Origin of the sequence: Variovorax rhizosphaerae (assembly GCF_037889975.1) — a bacterium.
Taxonomy (GTDB): Bacteria; Pseudomonadota; Gammaproteobacteria; order Burkholderiales; family Burkholderiaceae_C; genus Variovorax; species Variovorax rhizosphaerae.
In genome coordinates, this window is record NZ_JBBKZT010000006.1 from 299,001 (window position 1) to 317,536 (window position 18,536).

At 64.6% G+C, this 18,536-nt stretch carries 17 protein-coding genes and 1 pseudogene; 10 read left to right on the forward strand and 8 right to left on the reverse strand.

Annotation, left to right across the window (positions count from 1 at the left end):
* Nucleotides 1-34 precede the first annotated feature (34 nt).
* The 3 genes from boxB to WKW82_RS14935 form a co-directional block, all read right to left on the reverse strand.
* Entirely contained in the window at nt 35-1,462 is a 1,428-nt protein-coding gene (gene boxB / locus WKW82_RS14925) for a benzoyl-CoA 2,3-epoxidase subunit BoxB (RefSeq protein WP_340343083.1), read from the reverse strand.
* Nucleotides 1,463-1,485: 23 nt separating this feature from the next.
* Nucleotides 1,486-3,156, reverse strand: coding sequence for a 2,3-epoxybenzoyl-CoA dihydrolase (gene boxC, locus WKW82_RS14930; RefSeq protein WP_340343084.1), 1,671 nt, complete (start codon nt 3,154-3,156; stop codon nt 1,486-1,488).
* A gap of 145 nt (nt 3,157-3,301) precedes the next feature.
* A complete protein-coding gene (locus WKW82_RS14935; protein ID WP_340343085.1) occupies nt 3,302-4,213 on the reverse strand; it encodes a helix-turn-helix transcriptional regulator in 912 nt (303 codons plus the stop codon).
* Nucleotides 4,214-4,383: 170 nt separating this feature from the next.
* Here WKW82_RS14935 and WKW82_RS14940 point away from each other — a divergent pair.
* The 9 genes and pseudogenes from WKW82_RS14940 (at nt 4,384) to WKW82_RS14980 (ending at nt 12,646) form a co-directional block, all read left to right on the forward strand.
* A pseudogene (locus WKW82_RS14940) lies at nt 4,384-4,847 on the forward strand (4-hydroxylaminobenzoate lyase).
* A 28-nt stretch (nt 4,848-4,875) separates the two neighbouring features.
* The gene (locus WKW82_RS14945; protein WP_340343086.1) at nt 4,876-6,426 is read left to right on the forward strand and encodes a benzoate-CoA ligase family protein; all 1,551 of its coding nucleotides are present in this window, start codon (nt 4,876-4,878) and stop codon (nt 6,424-6,426) included.
* Nucleotides 6,427-6,601: 175 nt separating this feature from the next.
* Nucleotides 6,602-7,402 (forward strand): alpha/beta fold hydrolase, encoded by an 801-nt coding sequence (locus tag WKW82_RS14950; protein WP_340343087.1) that lies wholly within the window; start codon nt 6,602-6,604, stop codon nt 7,400-7,402.
* On the forward strand, nt 7,399-8,565 hold the full coding sequence (locus WKW82_RS14955) for an ABC transporter substrate-binding protein (protein ID WP_340343088.1): 1,167 nt from the start codon (nt 7,399-7,401) through the stop codon (nt 8,563-8,565). The genes WKW82_RS14950 and WKW82_RS14955 overlap by 4 nt, the downstream gene beginning before the upstream one ends.
* Before the next feature lie 205 nt (nt 8,566-8,770).
* The gene (locus WKW82_RS14960) at nt 8,771-9,643 is read left to right on the forward strand and encodes a branched-chain amino acid ABC transporter permease (protein ID WP_340343089.1); all 873 of its coding nucleotides are present in this window, start codon (nt 8,771-8,773) and stop codon (nt 9,641-9,643) included.
* A complete protein-coding gene (locus WKW82_RS14965) occupies nt 9,640-10,590 on the forward strand; it encodes a branched-chain amino acid ABC transporter permease (RefSeq protein ID WP_340343090.1) in 951 nt (316 codons plus the stop codon). Before WKW82_RS14960 ends, WKW82_RS14965 begins: the two co-directional genes overlap by 4 nt.
* Nucleotides 10,587-11,333, forward strand: coding sequence for an ABC transporter ATP-binding protein (locus tag WKW82_RS14970; RefSeq protein WP_340343091.1), 747 nt, complete (start codon nt 10,587-10,589; stop codon nt 11,331-11,333). The genes WKW82_RS14965 and WKW82_RS14970 overlap by 4 nt, the downstream gene beginning before the upstream one ends.
* A 90-nt stretch (nt 11,334-11,423) precedes the next feature.
* Nucleotides 11,424-12,125: an ABC transporter ATP-binding protein gene (locus WKW82_RS14975; protein WP_340343092.1), complete on the forward strand. Its 702-nt coding sequence runs from the start codon at nt 11,424-11,426 to the stop codon at nt 12,123-12,125.
* Between the two features lie 131 nt (nt 12,126-12,256).
* Nucleotides 12,257-12,646 carry a hypothetical protein gene (locus WKW82_RS14980; RefSeq protein ID WP_340343093.1) on the forward strand — a complete coding sequence of 130 codons (390 nt, stop codon included), beginning with the start codon at nt 12,257-12,259 and terminating at the stop codon, nt 12,644-12,646.
* A gap of 108 nt (nt 12,647-12,754) precedes the next feature.
* On the opposite strand, the gene WKW82_RS14985 is transcribed toward WKW82_RS14980, so the two are convergent.
* Nucleotides 12,755-14,041, reverse strand: a complete 1,287-nt coding sequence (locus WKW82_RS14985) for an aminotransferase class V-fold PLP-dependent enzyme (RefSeq protein ID WP_340343094.1) — start codon at nt 14,039-14,041, stop codon at nt 12,755-12,757.
* An 82-nt stretch (nt 14,042-14,123) separates the two neighbouring features.
* Between WKW82_RS14985 and WKW82_RS14990 the strand changes: the two genes are divergently transcribed.
* Nucleotides 14,124-15,026 (forward strand): LysR family transcriptional regulator, encoded by a 903-nt coding sequence (locus WKW82_RS14990; RefSeq protein WP_340343215.1) that lies wholly within the window; start codon nt 14,124-14,126, stop codon nt 15,024-15,026.
* A gap of 226 nt (nt 15,027-15,252) precedes the next feature.
* On the opposite strand, the gene WKW82_RS14995 is transcribed toward WKW82_RS14990, so the two are convergent.
* The 4 genes from WKW82_RS14995 to WKW82_RS15010 all read right to left on the reverse strand — a co-directional run bounded on the left by WKW82_RS14995 (nt 15,253) and on the right by WKW82_RS15010 (nt 18,448).
* On the reverse strand, nt 15,253-16,146 hold the full coding sequence (locus WKW82_RS14995; RefSeq protein WP_340343095.1) for an amino acid ABC transporter substrate-binding protein: 894 nt from the start codon (nt 16,144-16,146) through the stop codon (nt 15,253-15,255).
* A 152-nt stretch (nt 16,147-16,298) separates the two neighbouring features.
* A complete protein-coding gene (locus WKW82_RS15000) occupies nt 16,299-16,634 on the reverse strand; it encodes a hypothetical protein (protein WP_340343096.1) in 336 nt (111 codons plus the stop codon).
* A 127-nt stretch (nt 16,635-16,761) separates the two neighbouring features.
* Nucleotides 16,762-17,868: a response regulator gene (locus WKW82_RS15005; RefSeq protein ID WP_340343097.1), complete on the reverse strand. Its 1,107-nt coding sequence runs from the start codon at nt 17,866-17,868 to the stop codon at nt 16,762-16,764.
* A gap of 199 nt (nt 17,869-18,067) precedes the next feature.
* Entirely contained in the window at nt 18,068-18,448 is a 381-nt protein-coding gene (locus WKW82_RS15010) for a response regulator (protein ID WP_340343098.1), read from the reverse strand.
* Nucleotides 18,449-18,536: the final 88 nt, after the last annotated feature.

Genomic DNA, 18,536 nt, shown 5'->3' on the forward strand with positions numbered 1-18,536 from the left:
CCCTCTCCCCAGCGGGGAGAGGGAGCAAAACCGGTCAGCCGAAACGGATGTATTCGAAGTCGACGGGCTGGCGGTTGATGCCCATCACCGGTGGCGCGATCCAGCCGGCGAACTTGCCGGGTTCGATGACGCGGCCCATCAGCGATGCGACGAAGGCAAAGTCGTCGGAGGTCGGCAGCCATTCGCTCTTCTTCGCGGCCCATTCCTGCTCGTTGACAACACGGCCGTCCGGCGACATCTTGATGCCGGCCAAGGCGCCGATCTGGCGATTGAAGGCCTTGTGCGGCACGGTCAAGCGCGTGGGGATGCCGGCCTTTTCCAGCACCTTGTTCCAGCGGCCGACACCCGCGACGGAGTCCTTGATGAAATCGTCGCGCAGCACTTCGTTCAGCGCGTTGAGCATCGGCACTTCCTTCTCCAGGAGCTGGCCGTCCTTGACCTCCAGCACCTTGTAGGTCTGGCCCTTGAGGATGTGGTCGTCCGTGCGCTTGCCTTCCTCGTAGCGGCCCTTGAGGCCTGAGCTGTAGAAGGTGGCCGCATTGCTCGACTGATCGGCGCCGAAGAGGTCGATGGTCACGCTGTAGTGGAAGTTCAGGTAGCGCTGGATGGTGCCGAGATCGATGGCGCCTGCCGCGCGCACCTTCTGCGGATCGTCGGTCTTGAGTTCGTTCATCACGGCCGCAGTGCGCGACAGCACGCGCGACACGCCGCTTTCGCCGACGAACATGTGGTGCGCTTCCTCCGTCAGCATGAACTTGGTCGTGCGGGCCAGAGGATCGAAGGCGCTCTCGGCCAACGCGGACAACTGGAACTTGCCGTCACGGTCGGTGAAGTAGGTGAACATGAAGAAGGCCAGCCAGTCGGGCGTCTTCTCGTTGAAGGCGCCGAGGATGCGCGGGTTGTCCACGTCGCCGGACTGGCGCTGCAACAGCGCTTCAGCCTCTTCGCGGCCATCGCGACCGAAGTGCTTGTGCAGCAGGTAGACCATCGCCCACAGGTGGCGGCCTTCTTCCACGTTGATCTGGTAGAGGTTGCGCATGTCGTACATCGACGGCGCGGTGAGGCCCAAGTGGCGCTGTTGTTCGACCGATGCCGGCTCGGTGTCGCCTTGCGTCACGATGATGCGGCGCAGGTTGGCGCGGTGTTCGCCGGGCACGTCCTGCCAGGCCTTCTCTCCCTTGTGGTCGCCGAAGTGGATCTCGCGGTTCTGGTCGCCCGGGTTCAGGAAGATGCCCCAGCGGTACTCGCGCATCTTCACGTGGCCGAACTGCGCCCAGCCTTGCGGGTCGACGCTCACGGCCGTGCGGAGGTAGACGTCGTAGTTGGTCGAGCCGTCCGGGCCCACGTCGTCCCACCAGTTGACGAAGTTCGGCTGCCAGCCTTCGAGCGCGCGCTGCAGCGTGCGGTCCTCGCCGAGGTTGACGTTGTTGGGGATCTTCTCGCTGTAGTTGATCGTGCTCATCGTGCTTCCTTGGGTTTGTTCTGTCAGACGCGATTCAGGTCGAAGCCGGCCTTCTGGCCTGTGCCATAGACCTTGAGCGCGCCCTTTTCGCCGACGGCATTGGGGCGGTTGAAGATCCAGTTCTGCCAGGCCGTGAGGCGGCCGAAGATGCGCGTGTTCATGTTCTCGCGCTGCGAGAAGCGCAGGTTGGCTTCCAGGCCGGTCAGCGAGTCCGGCGACATGGCGGCGCGCTCTTCCATCGCTATGCGGATCTCGTCGGCCCAGTCGATGTCGTCTGGCGCCATGGTGACGAGGCCCAGCTTCAATGCTTCATCGGCATCCAGTTCGCTGCCGATGCTGGCGCGGGCCGCGGCGAGCGGCGCCTCTTCTTCGTAGAAACGGCGTTGCAGGCGGCTCTGGTCATTGACCATCGGCAGCTTGCCGAAGTTGAGTTCGTTGAGCGAGAGCTTGGGTGCATGCTCCGGATCGTCCGGCAGCGCGAGCATGTAGGCGCGGTCGGCGGCGAAGGCGAGTTCGGCCAGGGTGCCGGCGAAGCAGGAGTCGGAGTCGATCAGTGTGAACAGGCTGCGCGAGGACACGTCCAGGCGGGCCAGCGTGCGGCGCAGCAGGCCGATGGTCTCGCGCACGAACCAGTGGCCTTCGTTGGCCAGCATCATGGCGTCACTGGCCAGCACGGCCGCCGGGTCGCCCTTGGTCTTGAGCACCCAGGTGCCGATGTTCAGTTCGTTGGTGCGCATGCAGAGGATGGCGTCGTCCAGTTCACGCGCCATCGCGAAGGGCCACCACGTGCCGCCCGCGGCTTCAATGCCGGCGATGTCGGTGGGTTGCGCGCCGACCGGTGCATGCACCGTGAAAGTGGCCGAGCGCCCTGCCCGGTCGATCTCGACCTGCACGTGCTTGTAGCGCAGGCTGTTCTCGCCGTCCTCGCGTTCGATGCGGGTCAATTCGACGCCCTTGGCTTCGGCAGGGCGATCGCTCTTTTCACCGAGTTCGACCGCGCGTTGCTGCACGGTGGCTGCAAACTGCGCGGGCTTCACCACCTTGTCGACCAGGCGCCAGTCGACCGCACGCTGGCCGCGCACGCCTTCGACGCTGGTGCAGAAGATGTCGGCCAGGTCGTGGCGCACATGGCGCTTGTCGGTGACGCGCGTGAGGCCGCCGGTGCCGGGCAGCACGCCGAGCAGCGGCACTTCCGGCAGCGACACCGACGAAGAGCGGTCGTCCACCAGGTAGATCTCGTCGCAGGCCAGGGCCAGTTCATAGCCGCCGCCGGCGCAGGCGCCGTTCACCGCGGCCAGGAACTTGATGCCGGAATGCTTCGACGTGTCCTCGATGCCGTTGCGCGTCTCGTTGGTGAACTTGCAGAAGTTGACCTTCCAGCTGTGGCTGGAGACGCCCAGCATGAAGATGTTGGCGCCGGAACAGAAGATGCGGTCCTTGGCGCTGGTCACGATGACGGAGCGCACTTGCGGGTGCTCGAAGCGCACGCGGTTCAGCGCGTCGTTCAGCTCGATGTCCACGCCGAGGTCGTAGCTGTTGAGCTTGAGCTTGTAGCCGGGGCGGATGCCGCCGTCTTCGGCGATGTCGAGCGACAGGCGGGCCACCGCGCCATCGACGCTGAGCTTCCAGTGGCGGTATTGGGTCGGGTCGGTACGGTAGTCCACGGATGCCGGCGCGGTAGCGGTTTCAGTCATGTCGAGGTCTCCTGATGCAGTGAGTATGAGAAAAATAATGCATGTGACGGATTTTCGTTTCCGCCATGACATGCATCATTATGCATGTTTACGCTTACGTCAATTGTTGCGTCGCCCTTTTACGAGTTGTGACGTATGAGGTCCTTCAGGCGGCTTCCGTCAGGCTTTCCCGAACCGCCGTGCGCAAGGCCTGGAAGCTCTGCGCGAGGTCGCGCCCCGAGGTGTCGACCACCATGTCGGCCTTGGAATAGAAGGCGGCGCGGCCGGCCAGGATGCGGCGCAGGTCCTCCATGGCTTCCTTGCTGGCGGCCATCGGGCGGGTGTCGCCTTGCGCGGCGACGCGGCCCATGTGCTCCTCGGGGGCGGCCTGCAGCCACACGGTGGCGCAGTGCGCGAGCAGCTGGTTGAAGGTGGCCGGGTCCGAGACGATGCCGCCGGGTGTGGCGATCACCACCTCGCTGTAGATCTGCACCGTTTCCTCCAGCGCCCTGCGCTCGTAGCGACGGTAAGCGTTGGTTCCGTAGAGGTCATGGATCTCGCGCACGCTGCAGCCGGCGATCTTCTCGATCTCGCGGCTCAGCTCAATGAATGGCACTTCCAGGTCGTCCGCGAGCATTTGCCCAAGCGTGGACTTGCCGGCGCCGCGCAAGCCGACCAGCGCAATGCGCCGGTTGCGCGAAGCGTCGCTGGACGAAGAATCGAGCAACTCGCTCAAGGCGATGCGCGCCCGCCGCAGATCCGCCTCCCCGCGCCGCTCCAGCATTTCGCGGATCAAGAGCCACTCCGGCGAGCTGGTCGTCACGTCGCCGACGAGTTCCGCCAACGAGCATTGCAGGGCGCCGGCGACCTGCTGCAGCACGAGGATCGAGGCGTTGCCAGTGCCGTATTCCAGGTTGGCCAGGTGCCGCTCGGACACATCCGCCGCCACGGCCACCGCCTTGCGCGTCAGGCCCCGGCGAGCCCGCAGGTTGCGAACGCGTTCACCCAGTGCGACCAACAACGGATTCTTCGACGCCTCGTCCGCCACGCTCACGGTTTCGTGGGCTCGCTCATTCATGTCCAGTCCTTGGCCTTGCGGGAATCTTGGGGTTAACACCATTCATGCACTATATTGCTTGACAGCGTTTCGGTGCGTGCGTATTGTTCCGCACAGGCAAGATACTGCACATGGCGAGTTGCCGCAAGGCGCTCGGCGACGAAGGTGCAACACCACCCACGAGACCCACGATGTCCAAGGAATCCTTTCACCAGCTTGTCGCCAGCCTGACGACGCAGATTGCCGGACGTCCGCTCGACCAGGAACTCGATGCCTGGCTCAACGCCCATCACGGTGCGGGTACCGCCAGCTTCGAGGCGTTGAAAAAGGCCTGCATCGAAGGCGTGGCGGAAGGTTGGCTGTGCGAGCGCGAAGGCGGCGGCATCCGCTACGGCCGTGTCTTCAAGGCTGAGGATGCGTTGCATCGCTTCTCGGTCGACGTGGTCGACATGCAGGACATCGCCGGGCCGCACCACAACCATCCGCAGGGCGAGATCGACCTGATCATGCCGCTGGAGGGCGACGCGACCTTCGATGGTCGCCCGCGGGTTGGTGCGTCTATCCACCAGGCAGCGCGCACTTTCCTACCGTGGGCGCGGGCCGCGCGTTGGTGCTCTACCTGCTGCCCGAAGGCCAGATCCAGTTCACCCGCTGAGACACAACGGAACGAGGAGACAAGAACAATGAGCCTTCCTGCGACCTTCAACTTCGCCGAGCACCTGTTCGCGCTGAACCGCGGCCGCGCGCAAAAGATCGCCTATGTCGATGACCACGGCACGATGACGTATGGCGAGCTTGAAAGCCGCGCCCGGCAGCTCGCATCGGCGTTGCTCGATGCAGGGCTCCAGCGCGAAGACCGCGTGCTGCTGCTGCAACTCGACAGCAACGACTGGCCGGTGAGCTTCCTGGGCTGCCTGTACGCGGGCATCGTGCCGGTCGCGGTGAATACGCTGCTGACGGCGGACGACTATGCCTACATGCTCGACCACAGCAGCGCCAAGGCCACGCTGGTGTCCGGCGCGTTGCTGGCCGTGCTGCAGCAGGCGATGGCGAAAGGGCCGCACCAGGTACGCCAGTTGTTCGTGTCGCACCCGACGGGCGACGTTCCGGCCGGTGCCACGCGCATCGACGAGGCCATTGCAAAGGCCAAGCCGCTCGCAGCGCCCGCGGCCACCGCGCCGCAGGACCACGCGTTCTGGCTGTACTCCTCCGGCTCGACCGGCCGCCCCAAGGGAACGGTGCACACCCATGCCAACCCGTGGTGGACGGCGGAGTTGTTCGGCAAGCCGGTACTCGGGCTGACGGAGGACGACGTCTGCTTCTCCGCCGCCAAGCTCTACTTCGCCTATGGCCTGGGCAACGCGCTCACCTTTCCGCTGTCGGTCGGCGCGACCGTGGTGCTGATGGCCGAGCGGCCCACGCCCGATGCCACTTTCAAGCGCTGGACTTCCGACGGCATTCGGCCGACGGTGTTCTTCGGCGCGCCCACCGGCTTTGCGGGCATGCTCGCCTCGCCGGGGTTGCCGGCGCGCGACAAGGTCGCGCTGCGCATGTGCTCGTCGGCTGGCGAGGCGTTGCCCGGCGAGATCGCGCAACGCTTCAAGGCGCACTACGGCTGCGAAATCATCGATGGCATCGGCTCGACCGAGATGCTGCATGTCTTCATCTCGAACCGCCCCGGCGACATCCGCTACGGCACCACCGGCAAGCCGGTCGAGGGCTACGAGATCGAACTGCGTGGCGAGGATGGCAAGCCCGTGGGCGTTGGCGAAGTCGGCGACCTGTACATCAAGGGGCCGAGTGCGGCCTTGATGTACTGGGGCAATCCCGAGAAGACCCGCGACACCTTTCACGAAGGCTGGACGAAGAGCGGCGACAAGTATTCGCACGACGCCGATGGCTATTACACCTATGCGGGGCGCAGTGATGACATGTTGAAGGTGAGCGGGATCTACGTCTCGCCTTTCGAGGTCGAGTCGACGTTGATGCTGCATCCGGCGGTGCTGGAAGCCGCGGTGATTGGCAAGGAAGATGCGGACGGGCTGACCAAGACCAAGGCCTACGTGGTGCTGAAGTCGGGGCAGTCGGTGAGCGACGATGAACTCAAGGCCTTCGTGAAGGAAAGGCTGGCGCCGTACAAGTACCCGCGATTCATCGAGTTCATCGAGGAGTTGCCGAAGACAGCGACGGGCAAGATCCAGCGATTCCGCCTGCGCGAGAAAGAACGCGCATGAGGTTTCCGTCTTGTTCACTCTCCCAGCGGCTGAGGGACTCGTCTTGTTCCCTCTCCCTCTGGGAGAGGGCCAGGGTGAGGGCTCCGGCCCTTCGGAATCGCACAGCCTCATCCACCGCCCAGAGCCCTCACCCCAGCCCTCTCCCGGAGGGAGAGGGAGCAAAGAGGGAGAGACGGTGACGACCGAGTTCGCATCCATCCGCTGGCGCGAGCGCGATGTGCGCATCGAATTCGTGCGCATCGCGCCTGAACGCACCAATGCCCCACTCGTCGTCTTCCTCCACGAAGGCCTCGGGTCCGTCGCCATGTGGAAGGATTTCCCGGAGCAGTTGTGCGATGCCGGCGGCTACAGGGGATTGGTGTTCTCCCGCCCCGCCTACGGCCAGTCGACCCCACGCGCCGAAGACGAACGCTGGGACGTCGACTTCATGCACCGCCAGGCACACGAAGTGCTTCCTGCCTTCTTCCATGCCATCGACCTGCAAGAAAAACCCTGGCTCTTCGGCCACAGCGATGGCGGTTCCATCTCGCTGCTGTACGCCGCAAGATTCCCCCACGCCGTGGCGGGCATCGTCGTCGTCGCGCCACACATCTTCGTGGAAGACGTGACGGTCGCAAACATCGAGGAAGCGCGCAAGGCCTACCAGACGACCGACCTGCCGCAGCGCCTCGGCAAGTACCACGACAGTGCCGACTCGGCGTTCTGGGGCTGGAACCGCATCTGGCTGCACCCGCCCTTTCGCCAATGGAACATCGAGGCCGAAGTCGACGCCATCCGCTGCCCGGTGCTCGCGATGCAGGGCGTCGACGACGAGTACGGCACGCTGGAACAAATACGCGGCATTGCGCGCCGCGTGCCGCAAACGCAACTGGTGGAAATACGGGACTGCGGACATTCCCCACATCGGGATCAACCAGAAAACGTCATAGTCGCCACACTCAATTTCATAGAACGGAACCGGAGCCCCCAACCATGAGCCAACGCATCGCACGCACCACATTGACCGCCCTCGCCCTGGCTTGCATTGCCACCCTGGGGCATGCCCAGCAAGGCAAGCTGAAGGTCGGCCTCATGCTGCCCTACAGCGGCACCTACACCGCGCTGGGCGTGGCCATCGAGAACGGCTTCAAGCTGCGCGTCGACGAACTCGGCGGCAAGCTCGCCGGGCGCGAGATCGAATACATCAAGGTCGATGACGAATCCGATCCGGCCAAGGCCACCGACAACGTCAACAAGCTCATCAAGCGCGACAACGTCGACGTCATCATCGGCACCGTGCACTCGGGCGTGGTCATGGCCATGGCCAAGGCTGCGAAGGAAAGCGGCACTGTGCTGATCGTGCCCAACGGCGGCGCCGACGCGGTGACCGGCCCGATGTGCGCGCCGAACATCTTCCGCAGCTCCTTCTCGAACTGGCAGCCGGCGTATGCGATGGGCGAGGTCGCGGCCAAGCAGGGCAAGAAGACCGCGATGACCATCACCTGGAAGTACGCGGCCGGCGACGAGTCGGTGGCCGGCTTCAAGGAAGGCTTCGAGAAGGGTGGCGGCAAGGTCACGAAGGAGCTGACCGTGCCCTTCCCCAACGTCGAGTTCCAGGCGCTGCTGACCGAGATCGCGGCGGCCAAGCCCGATGCGGTGTATTCGTTCTATGCCGGCGGCGGCGCGGTGAAATTCGTCAAGGACTATGCGGCGGCCGGGCTCAACAAGACCATCCCGCTGTACGGCCCCGGTTTCCTCACCGACGGCACGCTGGAGGCGCAAGGTGAAGCCGCACAAGGCATGCTGACCACGCTGCACTATGCCGATGGCCTGAACACCCCGCGTGACAACAGCTTCCGCACCGCCTATGCCACCAAGTTCAAGCTGCAGCCGGACGTGTACGCCGTGCAGGGTTACGACGCGGCGCAGATGCTGGCGATCGGCCTGAACGCAACGAAGGGCGACATCACGAAGAAGGCGGAATTCGCCAGCGCCATCGAGAAGTCGAAGATCGACAGCCCGCGCGGCACCTTCTCGATCAGCAAGTCGCACAACCCGGTGCAGGACTTCTACCTGCGCAAGGTCGAGGGCAAGGAGAACAAGCTGGTGAACGTGGCGGTGAAGGGCCTGGCCGATCCGGCTCGCGGCTGCAAGATGTAAGGCTCGCCACAGGATTGCGCGGCACACTGCGTACGCTTCGCCGGCACCCTCCGCGGGGGTCGACGAGAGTGCCCGTAGTGCCGCTGCTCACCGAAGGCGCTGCGCACTTCCTTTCGTCTCTCCAACCCCGACCAGGGGCAACGCCAACGGCCCGGCCACGCCAAGCTTGCGGCGTTTCACAACTAGAACAATCGAGGGCCTTTGAGTGGATATCGGAACCTTCCTCGTCCAGTGCCTGAACGCGGTCCAGTACGGCTTGCTGCTGTTCCTGGTCGCCTCAGGCCTGACGCTGATCTTCGGGATCATGGGCGTCATCAACCTGGCGCATGGCAGCTTCTACATGATCGGCGCGTACATGGCGTTCGCGCTGTCGCCGCTGTTCGGTGACCAGTTCATCGTGATGTTGTTGGCCGGCGTGGTGCTGGCCGCGGTGTTCGGCTACCTGCTCGAATGGGTTTTCTTCAGTTTTCTCTACCAGCGCGAGCATCTGCAACAGGTGCTGATGACCTACGGGCTGATCCTCGTGTTCGAGGAACTGCGCTCGATCCTGGTCGGGAATGACGTGCATGGCGTGAAGGTGCCACCGTGGCTGGACGGCAGCTTTGCGCTGGGCAGCCTCATGACCTATCCGTGGTACCGGCTCTTCGCGTCCGCTGCCTGCATCGTGCTGGCCATCGGGCTGTACTGGGTGGTCAACCGCACGCGGCTCGGCATGATGGTTCGTGCTGGCGCCAGCAACCGCGACATGGTGCGCGGGCTTGGCATCGACATCCGCAGGCTGTATCGCATCGTGTTCGCGGCGGGCGTGGCGCTCGCGGCACTGGCCGGCATGATCGCGGCGCCGATGTCCTCTGTGTACCCGGGCATGGGTGCGAGCGTGCTGATCATTTGTTTCGTGGTGGTGGTGATCGGCGGCATCGGGTCGATCACCGGCGCGCTGGTGGCCTCGCTGCTCGTCGGTTTTGTCGACACCTTCGGCAAGGTGTTCTTCGCGGAGCTGAGTGGCATGGGCGTTTACGTGCTGATGGCGATCGTTCTGATCTGGCGGCCAGAAGGCTTGATGGGGCGCAAGACGTGAAGCGGCTGAATCACTTCCTGCCGCTGGTTTGTGCGTTGCTGCTCGCAGTGCTCGGGCCGATGCTGAGCCCATACGTCTCGGACTTCATCGTCAAGGTGATGATCCTTTCGATCTTCGCGCTGAGCCTTGAGCTTCTGGTCGGCATGACCGGCCTGGTGAGCCTGGGTCATGCGGCCTTCTACGGCATCGGCGCCTATGCCACCGTGCTTGGCTCGGGCAAGGAAGGCGGCTCGATCGCGGTGTTGCTTCCGCTGGCCATGGGTTGCGCCGCGGCCTATGCACTGATCGTCGGCGCGCTGAGCCTGCGCACGCGCGGCGTCTACTTCATCATGGTGACGCTGGCCTTTGCGCAGATGGCCTTCTTCGTGTTCCATGACACCAAGGTCGGCGGTGGCAGCGACGGCATCTACATGTACATCCGGCCGGTGTTGGGCTCGATCGACATGGACAACCGGCATGTGCAGTTCTATTCGGTGCTGGCCGCGCTGGTGTTCACTTATGGCCTGCTGGCGCTGATCCGCCGCTCGCGCTTCGGGGCGGCGCTGGCGGGCATCCGCGTGAACGAGCAGCGCATGCGGGCGGCGGGCTTTCCGGTGTATGGCTACAAGCTTGCCGCCTTCGTGCTGGCCGGCGCGCTGGCGGGGTTGGCGGGGTTCCTCGTGGCCTCGCGCGACGGCGTGGTGAACCCCGAACTGCTGGCCTGGCACAACTCGGGCGAGGTGCTGTTGATGATCATCCTGGGCGGGCTCGGGCACCTGCGCGGTGCGGTGATCGGCGCCGTGGCCTTCACGCTGCTAAAGGAACTGCTGTCGACGCAAGCCTTTGTCGGACCTTTGGCCAATCACTGGCAATTGACCTTGGGCCTCGCGATCATCGCGTTCGTGGCCCTGCTGCCCAAGGGCATCATCGGCATCACTTCGCGGCTGTCTCCAAAGGCGAATTCATGAGCGCATTGCTGGCTGTCGAAAAACTCACGCGCCGCTTCGGCGGGCTCATCGCCGTGAACACGGTGAACATCGACCTGCACCGCGGCGAAGTGCATGCCGTCATCGGCACCAACGGCGCGGGCAAGTCGACGCTGATCAACATGCTCTCCGGCGAGATTGCCGCGTCCGAAGGCCACATCACGCTGGAAGGCGAGGACATCACGACGCGCGCCCAGTCCCGCCGCGCACGCGACGGCGTCGGCCGCAGCTACCAGCGCACGACGATCTTCCCGGAGTTCAGCGTGCATGAGAACTGCCGCCTCTCCGCGCAGGCAGCGTCGCCACGTCCCTGGGCCATCTGGGAAGCCTCGACGCGCTGCGCCGCCAGCAACGCCGCCGCCGACGAAGCCCTGGCCGCGGCCGGCCTGGCCACCGACGCGCAACGCATCGCCGGCACGTTGAGCCACGGCGCCAAGCGGCAACTCGAAGTCGCGATGTGCCTGGCCACGCGGCCCCGCGTGCTGCTGCTGGACGAACCACTCGCCGGCATGGGCGCCGAGGAAACCGAACGCATGCTCGCGCTGCTGACGCAACTCAAGTCATCCCATGCGATCCTGCTCGTGGAGCACGACATGGACGCGGTATTCCGCATTGCCGATCGCATCACGGTGATGGTGAATGGCGCCGTCATCGCGACGGGCGATCCGGATGCGATCCGCAACAACGCGGAAGTCCGCACCGCCTACCTCGGCGAGGACCATTGAAATGAACTGCCCCCAACGCTCATCACTTCGTGTATCGATGCCCCCCAAGGGGGCGCTCAGTGCCCTTCGGGCGGCCGGGCGGGCACTGACATGCTGACAGTCCAAGGCATCAACACCTACTACGGCGACAGCCACATCCTGCGCGGCGTGGATGTCGACTTGCCCGCGTCCACATCCGTCGGCCTGCTCGGTCGCAACGGCATGGGCAAGACCACGCTGATCCGCACGCTGATGGGCTATGTGCGCCCTGCCTCGGGCCAGGTGAAGCTGGACGGCCAGGACGTGACCGGCTGGGTGCCGGAAAAGATGGCGCGCCGCGGCATCGGCTATGTGCCCGAAGGCCGCGGCATCTTCCCGAATCTCTCGGTCAAGGAGAACCTCCTGATGAGCGCCCGCGCCGGCATCGACGGCCAACGCGCCTGGACCTTTGACCGCGTGATGGCGACCTTCCCGCGCCTGACCGAACGGCTCTCGCATGGTGGCCAGCAGTTGTCGGGCGGCGAGCAGCAGATGCTCTCGATCGGCCGCGCGCTGATGACCAATCCGCGCCTGCTGATCCTCGACGAAGCGACCGAAGGCCTGGCGCCGCTGATCGTGGCCGAGATCTGGCGCGTCATCGCCGACATCCGCACCACGGGCATCGCCACGCTGATCGTCGATCGCGACTGGCGCAAGGTGCTGGGGCACACCGACCGGGCGGTGGTGATGGAGAAAGGCCGGATCGTACTGGCCTCGGAATCGGCTGCGCTGGTGGCGGCGCCGGAGGCGTTGTCGGCGTTGCTCGGGGTTTGAGGCGCGCCGCGCATCCAGACTTGCCCATGCAGCGGAATCCGTACAGCCCTCCGCAAGCGCCATTGCGGAGCGACGAGCCATCGTCATCACCGGCCCGCCGGCCTTTTTCGATCTGGCTTCTTCTTCTCCTGTTGATGGCCGTGACGATTCTGGTCACCGTCGGCTCCGCGCGATTCATCTGGTTCGTGACGTCTCGCTGGGCGGACATCAGGGATTTCTACGCGCTGGCAATGGGCGTCGCCTGGCGCGCCGCCCTGGTCGCCGGCTTGCTTGCAGCGACGCTCGGCATCTTCCGCCGAAGGCAATGGGGACGGTGGCTGGGCTTGCTGGCCATCGCAGGCATTGCCGCCTTCATCCTCCTGCGCCCGGATACCACGACGTACGCCAATGATGCAGAAAGAGCAGGCGGCGTCCTCGGGCGCACCGTGCTCTTGCCGCTCACGTTCGCCTGGTGGGGTTATGCCGTCGCGTTTTCGCGCAAGGCGAAGCGATATTTCTCGCTCACCAAGGACTTGGCCTGAAGGCTTGCGCCATCCGCTGGGACATGGCCCGGCCCATGCCCCACCCCAACGATACGATCGCAAAGGTCATCCATGGTCCTTGTAGGCGTCCATTGCCCGGCGAACTGATCAAGCCGTCGCAAACGCCTCGCTGATCTCCCTCGTGACCTGCAGGAAGCGATCGATATCGGCCGCAGAGTTGCAGTGGAGCGGCGACACGCGAATCGCACCTTCCAGCCCGAAGGACTGCAGCATCCGCTTCGAATACAAGCTCGTCGCCACCCGCTCATAGACGATCACGCCGCGCTTCTCGTACTCCCGCACGGCTTGGGCATGCTCCAGGTTGTCGATGCCGATCGCGAGGATCAGGTCGCGCTTGCTGAGGTCCTCGTAGTCGAGGAAGACCTGCACGTTGTCCATGCGGCGCAGGCCCGTGGTCTGGTTGTCGCCGTCCAGCAAGCGCGCAAGCAACGCGCGCTCATGCAACTCGATGCGGTGGATGCCGCTCGCGAAAAGTTCACGACGATCCTCGCTCTGGCTGAACTGCCGACCGAGCCAGCAGACGTAGTTGACGATCTCGGTGACGACCGCGAACTGCCAGGGCGCGGCGCTGCCCAGGTCCCAGAAGTCCTTCTTCTTGCCAGCCAGCTTGTGATGCGGCAGCACCGACGCGCGCTCCGACACCCACGAGATGCCCGAGCCCCGGCACCCGAAGAACTTGTAGGGCGCGATGTTGATGCCATCCACCGGCGTCTTCTGCAGATCGATCAAGCCATGCGGCGCGTGCTGCACCGCGTCCACGATGATGTAGAGGTCGGGCTTGATGGCGCGTGCGCGCTTCACGATCTGCTCGATGTCCAACTTGGCACCCGAGATGTTGGACGCGTAGATCACGCTCAGCAGCGCCGTGTCCTGGTCCACCAAACCGACGATCTCGTCGACATCGACCCCGCCCGTCACCGGATTGGACCGCGCGACACGCAGCGTCTTGCCAAGGCGTTCGGCATACAGCGACATCGCGTCGAAGGACGAGGGATGCTCGAGCACGGTCGTCACCATGTTCGTGCCCGGCACGTTCTCGGCCACCGCCCGCACCATGTCGAACATGCCGCCGGACGCGGTGAGCGATGCGTAGACGCTGCCGCCCTTCGCGTTGAGGATCGTGCGGACGTCCTCCGTGCCCTGGGCCTGCACGCGTTGCAGGAAGATCGCGAGTTCATGGATGCGCTCGGGGCAATCGGGCAAGGCGTCGATGCGCCCCATCTGCTCGACCGCGGCCTTCAACCGGAACGAGCCGCCGGCGTTGTCGAAGAAGAGTCGTTGCCGCCCGTTCATGTCGTGGTCGACATAGTGGAAGCGGCTCTTGATTTCTTGCATCAGCGCATCGGAGAAGAGCGCGCCTTGGTTCGTGTTCATGTTGGATTTCCAGAAGCAATATTGATTAGGATTCGCTGGACAAAAGAGCGCCGTAGCGCTGGCGAAAAGGGCCTCGGCCATGATGACTTTCAAGCAACTCGAAGCGCTCTACTGGATCGGCCAGCTCGGCAGTTTCGCCCTCGCGGCCAACAAGCTGCACACCTCGCAGTCGGCCGTGTCCAAGCGCGTGCACGAGCTGGAGATGGTGTTCGACACCGAGTTGTTCGACCGCACGCAGCGCACCGCCCGCCTCACCGACAAGGGCGAGGAGATGTTCATGCTGGCCAGGAGCCTGCTCGCGCAGCGCGATGCGGCCGTCGAGCAGTTCAGCCGCGTCGATGTGATCGAGCGGCGCGTTCGCATCGGCGTGACCGAGCTCACCGCGATGACCTGGTTCCCGCGCTGGGTCGAGCTGATCCAGTCGCACTACCCCAAGGTCACGCTGGAACCGGATGTCGACAGCAGCGTCAACCTGCGCGAGAAGGTGCTGGCCGATGAACTCGACCTGATCGTCGTGCCCGACGCCTTCGCCGACACGCGCATCCCCAGCAAGGCCGTGGGCGCCGTCGAAAGCGCATGGATGTGCAAGCCTGGCCTGATCCCGCAGGGCGAGCCGGTGCGGCTGCAGGAACTTGCGCGCCATCGCATGCTGATCCAGGGCTCGAAGTCGGGCACCGGCCTGCTCTACGACAGCTGGATGAAGGACCTCGGCATCCAGCCCGCCAACGCCATCGTGATCCACAACCTCGTCGCGCTGATCGGGCTGACCGTCTCCGGCCTGGGCGTGAGCTACCTGCCCCGCCGCACCTTGCAACAGATGATCGACCAGGGCCTGCTCGCGCTCATCGACGTCACGCCCGCGCTGCCGCCGGTGACCTACGTGGCGATTTACAAGGGCGAGCATCGGAGTTCCCTGGTGGCCTCGATCGTCATGCTGGCGCAGGAATGCTGCGACTTCACACAGATGTTCCAGGCAGCGCGCTAAGGTATTTCCCCCACGCTATCGCGTGAGCCGCGACGCATGAAACCAGAGCGAGCAATGCCTGTTCGTGGGCACCCGCGGAACCGGCTGTGCAGGGCCGCTGGGTGCGCCCCCTTGAGGGGCTGAGGGCCGCGGCTCCGAGCCTGCCTGCGCAGGCTTGGACGGCCCGCAAGAGCAGCCGCCTCTGGCGGCCGCCCCGGCGCCGCAGGCGCATTCGGGGGTGGGTCATTTACACACCCTTGTTGTTGGGGTTCTTGTAGATCTCCTTGACCGCATCCGTCATCGGGAAATTGAGGTTCGCGTTGGTCGGCGGAATCGGCTTGGTGAACCACTTGGCATAGAGCTGTTCGATGGCGCCGGACTTCATCAGGTCCAGCACCGTCTTGTCGACGATTTCCTTGAAGGCAGGATCGTCCTTGCGGTACATGATCCCGTAGGGCTCCTGGCGCAGCGATTCGCCCGTCAGGATCTTGAAGTCGCCCGGCTTCGTCGACGTCGCGATAAGGCCAGCCAGTTGCACGTCGTCGAGGATGTAGGCCGCGCTGCGATCCGACGACAGCAGCAGGAATCCGTCCGCAGTGTCCTTGGCCGCCAGTTCCTGTACCTCGACGTTGCCTGCCTTGCGATATTGGCGCAGGAGCTGGATGCCCGTGCTGCCGGACACGGTGGACACGGTCTTGCCATTCAGGTCGGCCAGAGTGTTGATGCCGGAGCTCTTCTTGACGGCCGCGGTGATGTTGGTGACGAAGTGACTTGGCGCAAAGTCGACCTGCTGCTGGCGCTGCACCGTGTTGGTGGTGGTGGCGCAGTCGAGGTCCACGGTGCCGTTGGTCAGCAACGGAATGCGGTTGGTCGAGGTCAGGATCGTGTAGCGCACTTCCAGGTTGGGCATGCCCAGCTTGGCCTTCACAGCATCGACGATCTTCAGGCAGATGTCGTTGGTGAAGCCGACCGGGTCGCCGCCGCCCGCGGGCTTGTACGAGAACGGGACCTGGCTGTCGCGCCCGCCGATCTGGATACTGCCCGCCGCCTTGATCTTGGCGAGCGTGTCGGTTTGCGCAAGGGTGCTGGTGCACAACAGGGCTGCGGCGAAGCCGAGCGCCAAGGTGTAACGAGATTGCATTCTGGAAGTCTCCGAGTAGTGATGCGCAGCAATTCTGCGAGTCTCGAAGAACTTCCAAAAGCGATTAATTTTCAGCCGATTTCATTCCTGAAAGTAATTTGTCAATGCACTCATCCAGTGCGATTGACGCTGCGCGTTGCCGGCCCGAAAGCCTATGCAGCCACGTGCGACCGGAACCGGATCGCGAAGGTCAGCCACGTCTTGACTGGTCGCGATGGCGGACCGCTCGGCTGCTTGGGGATCGGCTTTGTCGTGACCGTCGGTTGCTCGATCGGCGTACCTTCAAGCGCCACCAATTGCTCATGGCCTGCAGTGGTCAAGCGCATCAGGGAACGCGGGCTGTTCTCATCGATCGGCGTGCCGAATTCGTAGTCGACCCACTCGGCCCAGCCTTGGTCGATCAGCGTCTGGCTGGTTGACGGCACGAGGCCATTCCCCTGTTGGGCGTCGAGCAATGCACCTTTGAGCGTGGAGGGCGACAGATTCATGGGTATCTGGAGATTCAGGCCAGTCGTGGATAGGATGTAAGGAATTGTATGTAACACCGCAGTAAACACAATACAACTTTAGTGGTAATTGTTACCCAACTTATTCCACCCAACCGGCCGCTCCTTGTCAGCCAATCACCACCCGAAACGTCGGCACGGGGCGTTGGAAGCCCTTCAGCATCAGCTCTCCCGCCGGCTCCGCACTCAGCCGGCCGTCGAGCGCGCCGACCACGCGGCGCGACATCAGGATCTCGCCGCCCGCCGCCTCGCCGCACAGGCGTGCCGCCAGGTTGGTCACGGTGCCGATGGCGCCGTAGTCGATGCGGCCCGGGAAGCCGATGCCGCCGATGGTCGCGAAGCCCTGCGCGACGCCAATGCCCATGGTCAGGTCGTAGCCGCGCTTCTTCCAGGCAGCGCTGAGCACATCCACTTCCTGTTGCATGGCGCGTGCCATCTCCACGGCGCGCAGGGCGGGCTCGGCGATAGGCACCGGGTCGTTGAAGAAAACCATCATCCCGTCGCCCGAGAAGCGCTCCAGCGTGCCCTCGTATTGCAGGATCAGCCGGCCCATCGCGGCGTGGTATTCGGCCAGCACGCCCATCACCTCCTCGGGCTCGGCGGTCTCGGTAAAGGCAGTGAAGCCGCGCAGGTCGAGGAAGACGACGGTGATCTCCCGCCGATGGCTTTTCAGCGGGTCGTCGGCGCCGCCGGCGACGATCAATTCGGCCAGTTGCGGCGAGAAGAATCGCTTCAGGCGTCCCAGGCTCTCCAGTTCGCGAACGCCCTTGGCGACGCGCTCCTCCAGTTGGCGATTCCACTCGGCCAGTTCGGCGCTCTGCCGCTGCACCTGGTCGTACAGGTTCTTGATGCGCAGCAGCGAACGCACGCGGGCCAGCAGTTCCGCCTGGCTCACCGGCTTGCTCAGGAAGTCGTCTGCGCCGGCTTCCAGGCCCTTGATGCGCTCCTTGCCGGGGTCGAGCGCGGTGACCAGCACCACCGGCAGCATCGCGTGCGCCGGATCCGCACGGATCGCGGCGCAGACTTCGTAGCCGCTCATGCCGGGCATCATGACGTCGAGCAACACGAGGTCGGGCTTCTCGGTGGGCAGCAAGGCCAGTGCCTGCGGGCCCGACGACGCGGTGACGACCTCGTAGCCCTTCATCGCCAGGATGTCGGCGAGAAGCTTGACGTTGACGGGAACGTCATCGACGACGAGGACCTTGGAAGCTGTCATGGCGTCTTTCCTGCGCGGCAGTTCGCGGTGTTCATATGGCCCCACGCTCGGCACTTCGCGTCCTCGCTGCCCCCCGAGGGAGCGCGAGCTGGCTTGAGGCGGCCCGGCGCGGTGTCCATAGGCCCGCACGCTCGGCACTTCGTGTCCTCGCTGCCCCCCGAGGGGGCGCGAGCTGGCTTGGGGCGGCCCGGCGCGGCGCTCATTCCCCTCGCCTCCCCTGCGCGAGGAAGCGCTTCACCGTCGCCCGGAAGTGCTTCAGGTCGATCGGCTTGGTGATGAAGGCATCGAAGCCCGAGTTGACGACCTTCTGCAGTTCGTCGGGCATGACGGATGCCGACACGGCCAGGATCGGGATGGCGTCCAGCGTGGGGTCGGAACGGATGCGCCGCAGGGCCTCGGCGCCGTCGAAGTCGGGCAACTGGATGTCCATGAGGATCAGGTCGGGCCGCCGGCCGGTCGCAAGGGCCACGCCCTCGGCACCATTGGTCGCCTCCAGCGTGGCATGGCCTTCGAACTGAAGGATGTCGCGCACCAGCTTCATGTTCTTGTCGTTGTCTTCGACGATCAATATGGTGGGCATGTCAAAACCTCCGTGCAGTGCAAGGGAGGCTCTGAACAAGTCCCTCTGGAGCGCGCATCCTCGGCGCGCGCCCTCGCAGGGACTTGTT

Coding starts and splice junctions, on each gene's coding strand:
- boxB (WP_340343083.1), bottom strand. CDS start 1,462: ATGAGCACGATCAACTACAGCGAGAAGATCCCCAACAACGTCAACCTC.
- boxC (WP_340343084.1), bottom strand. CDS start 3,156: ATGACTGAAACCGCTACCGCGCCGGCATCCGTGGACTACCGTACCGAC.
- WKW82_RS14935 (WP_340343085.1), bottom strand. CDS start 4,213: ATGAATGAGCGAGCCCACGAAACCGTGAGCGTGGCGGACGAGGCGTCG.
- WKW82_RS14945 (WP_340343086.1), top strand. CDS start 4,876: ATGAGCCTTCCTGCGACCTTCAACTTCGCCGAGCACCTGTTCGCGCTG.
- WKW82_RS14955 (WP_340343088.1), top strand. CDS start 7,399: ATGAGCCAACGCATCGCACGCACCACATTGACCGCCCTCGCCCTGGCT.
- WKW82_RS14970 (WP_340343091.1), top strand. CDS start 10,587: ATGAGCGCATTGCTGGCTGTCGAAAAACTCACGCGCCGCTTCGGCGGG.
- WKW82_RS14975 (WP_340343092.1), top strand. CDS start 11,424: ATGCTGACAGTCCAAGGCATCAACACCTACTACGGCGACAGCCACATC.
- WKW82_RS14985 (WP_340343094.1), bottom strand. CDS start 14,041: ATGAACACGAACCAAGGCGCGCTCTTCTCCGATGCGCTGATGCAAGAA.
- WKW82_RS14990 (WP_340343215.1), top strand. CDS start 14,124: ATGACTTTCAAGCAACTCGAAGCGCTCTACTGGATCGGCCAGCTCGGC.
- WKW82_RS14995 (WP_340343095.1), bottom strand. CDS start 16,146: ATGCAATCTCGTTACACCTTGGCGCTCGGCTTCGCCGCAGCCCTGTTG.
- WKW82_RS15000 (WP_340343096.1), bottom strand. CDS start 16,634: ATGAATCTGTCGCCCTCCACGCTCAAAGGTGCATTGCTCGACGCCCAA.
- WKW82_RS15005 (WP_340343097.1), bottom strand. CDS start 17,868: ATGACAGCTTCCAAGGTCCTCGTCGTCGATGACGTTCCCGTCAACGTC.
- WKW82_RS15010 (WP_340343098.1), bottom strand. CDS start 18,448: ATGCCCACCATATTGATCGTCGAAGACAACGACAAGAACATGAAGCTG.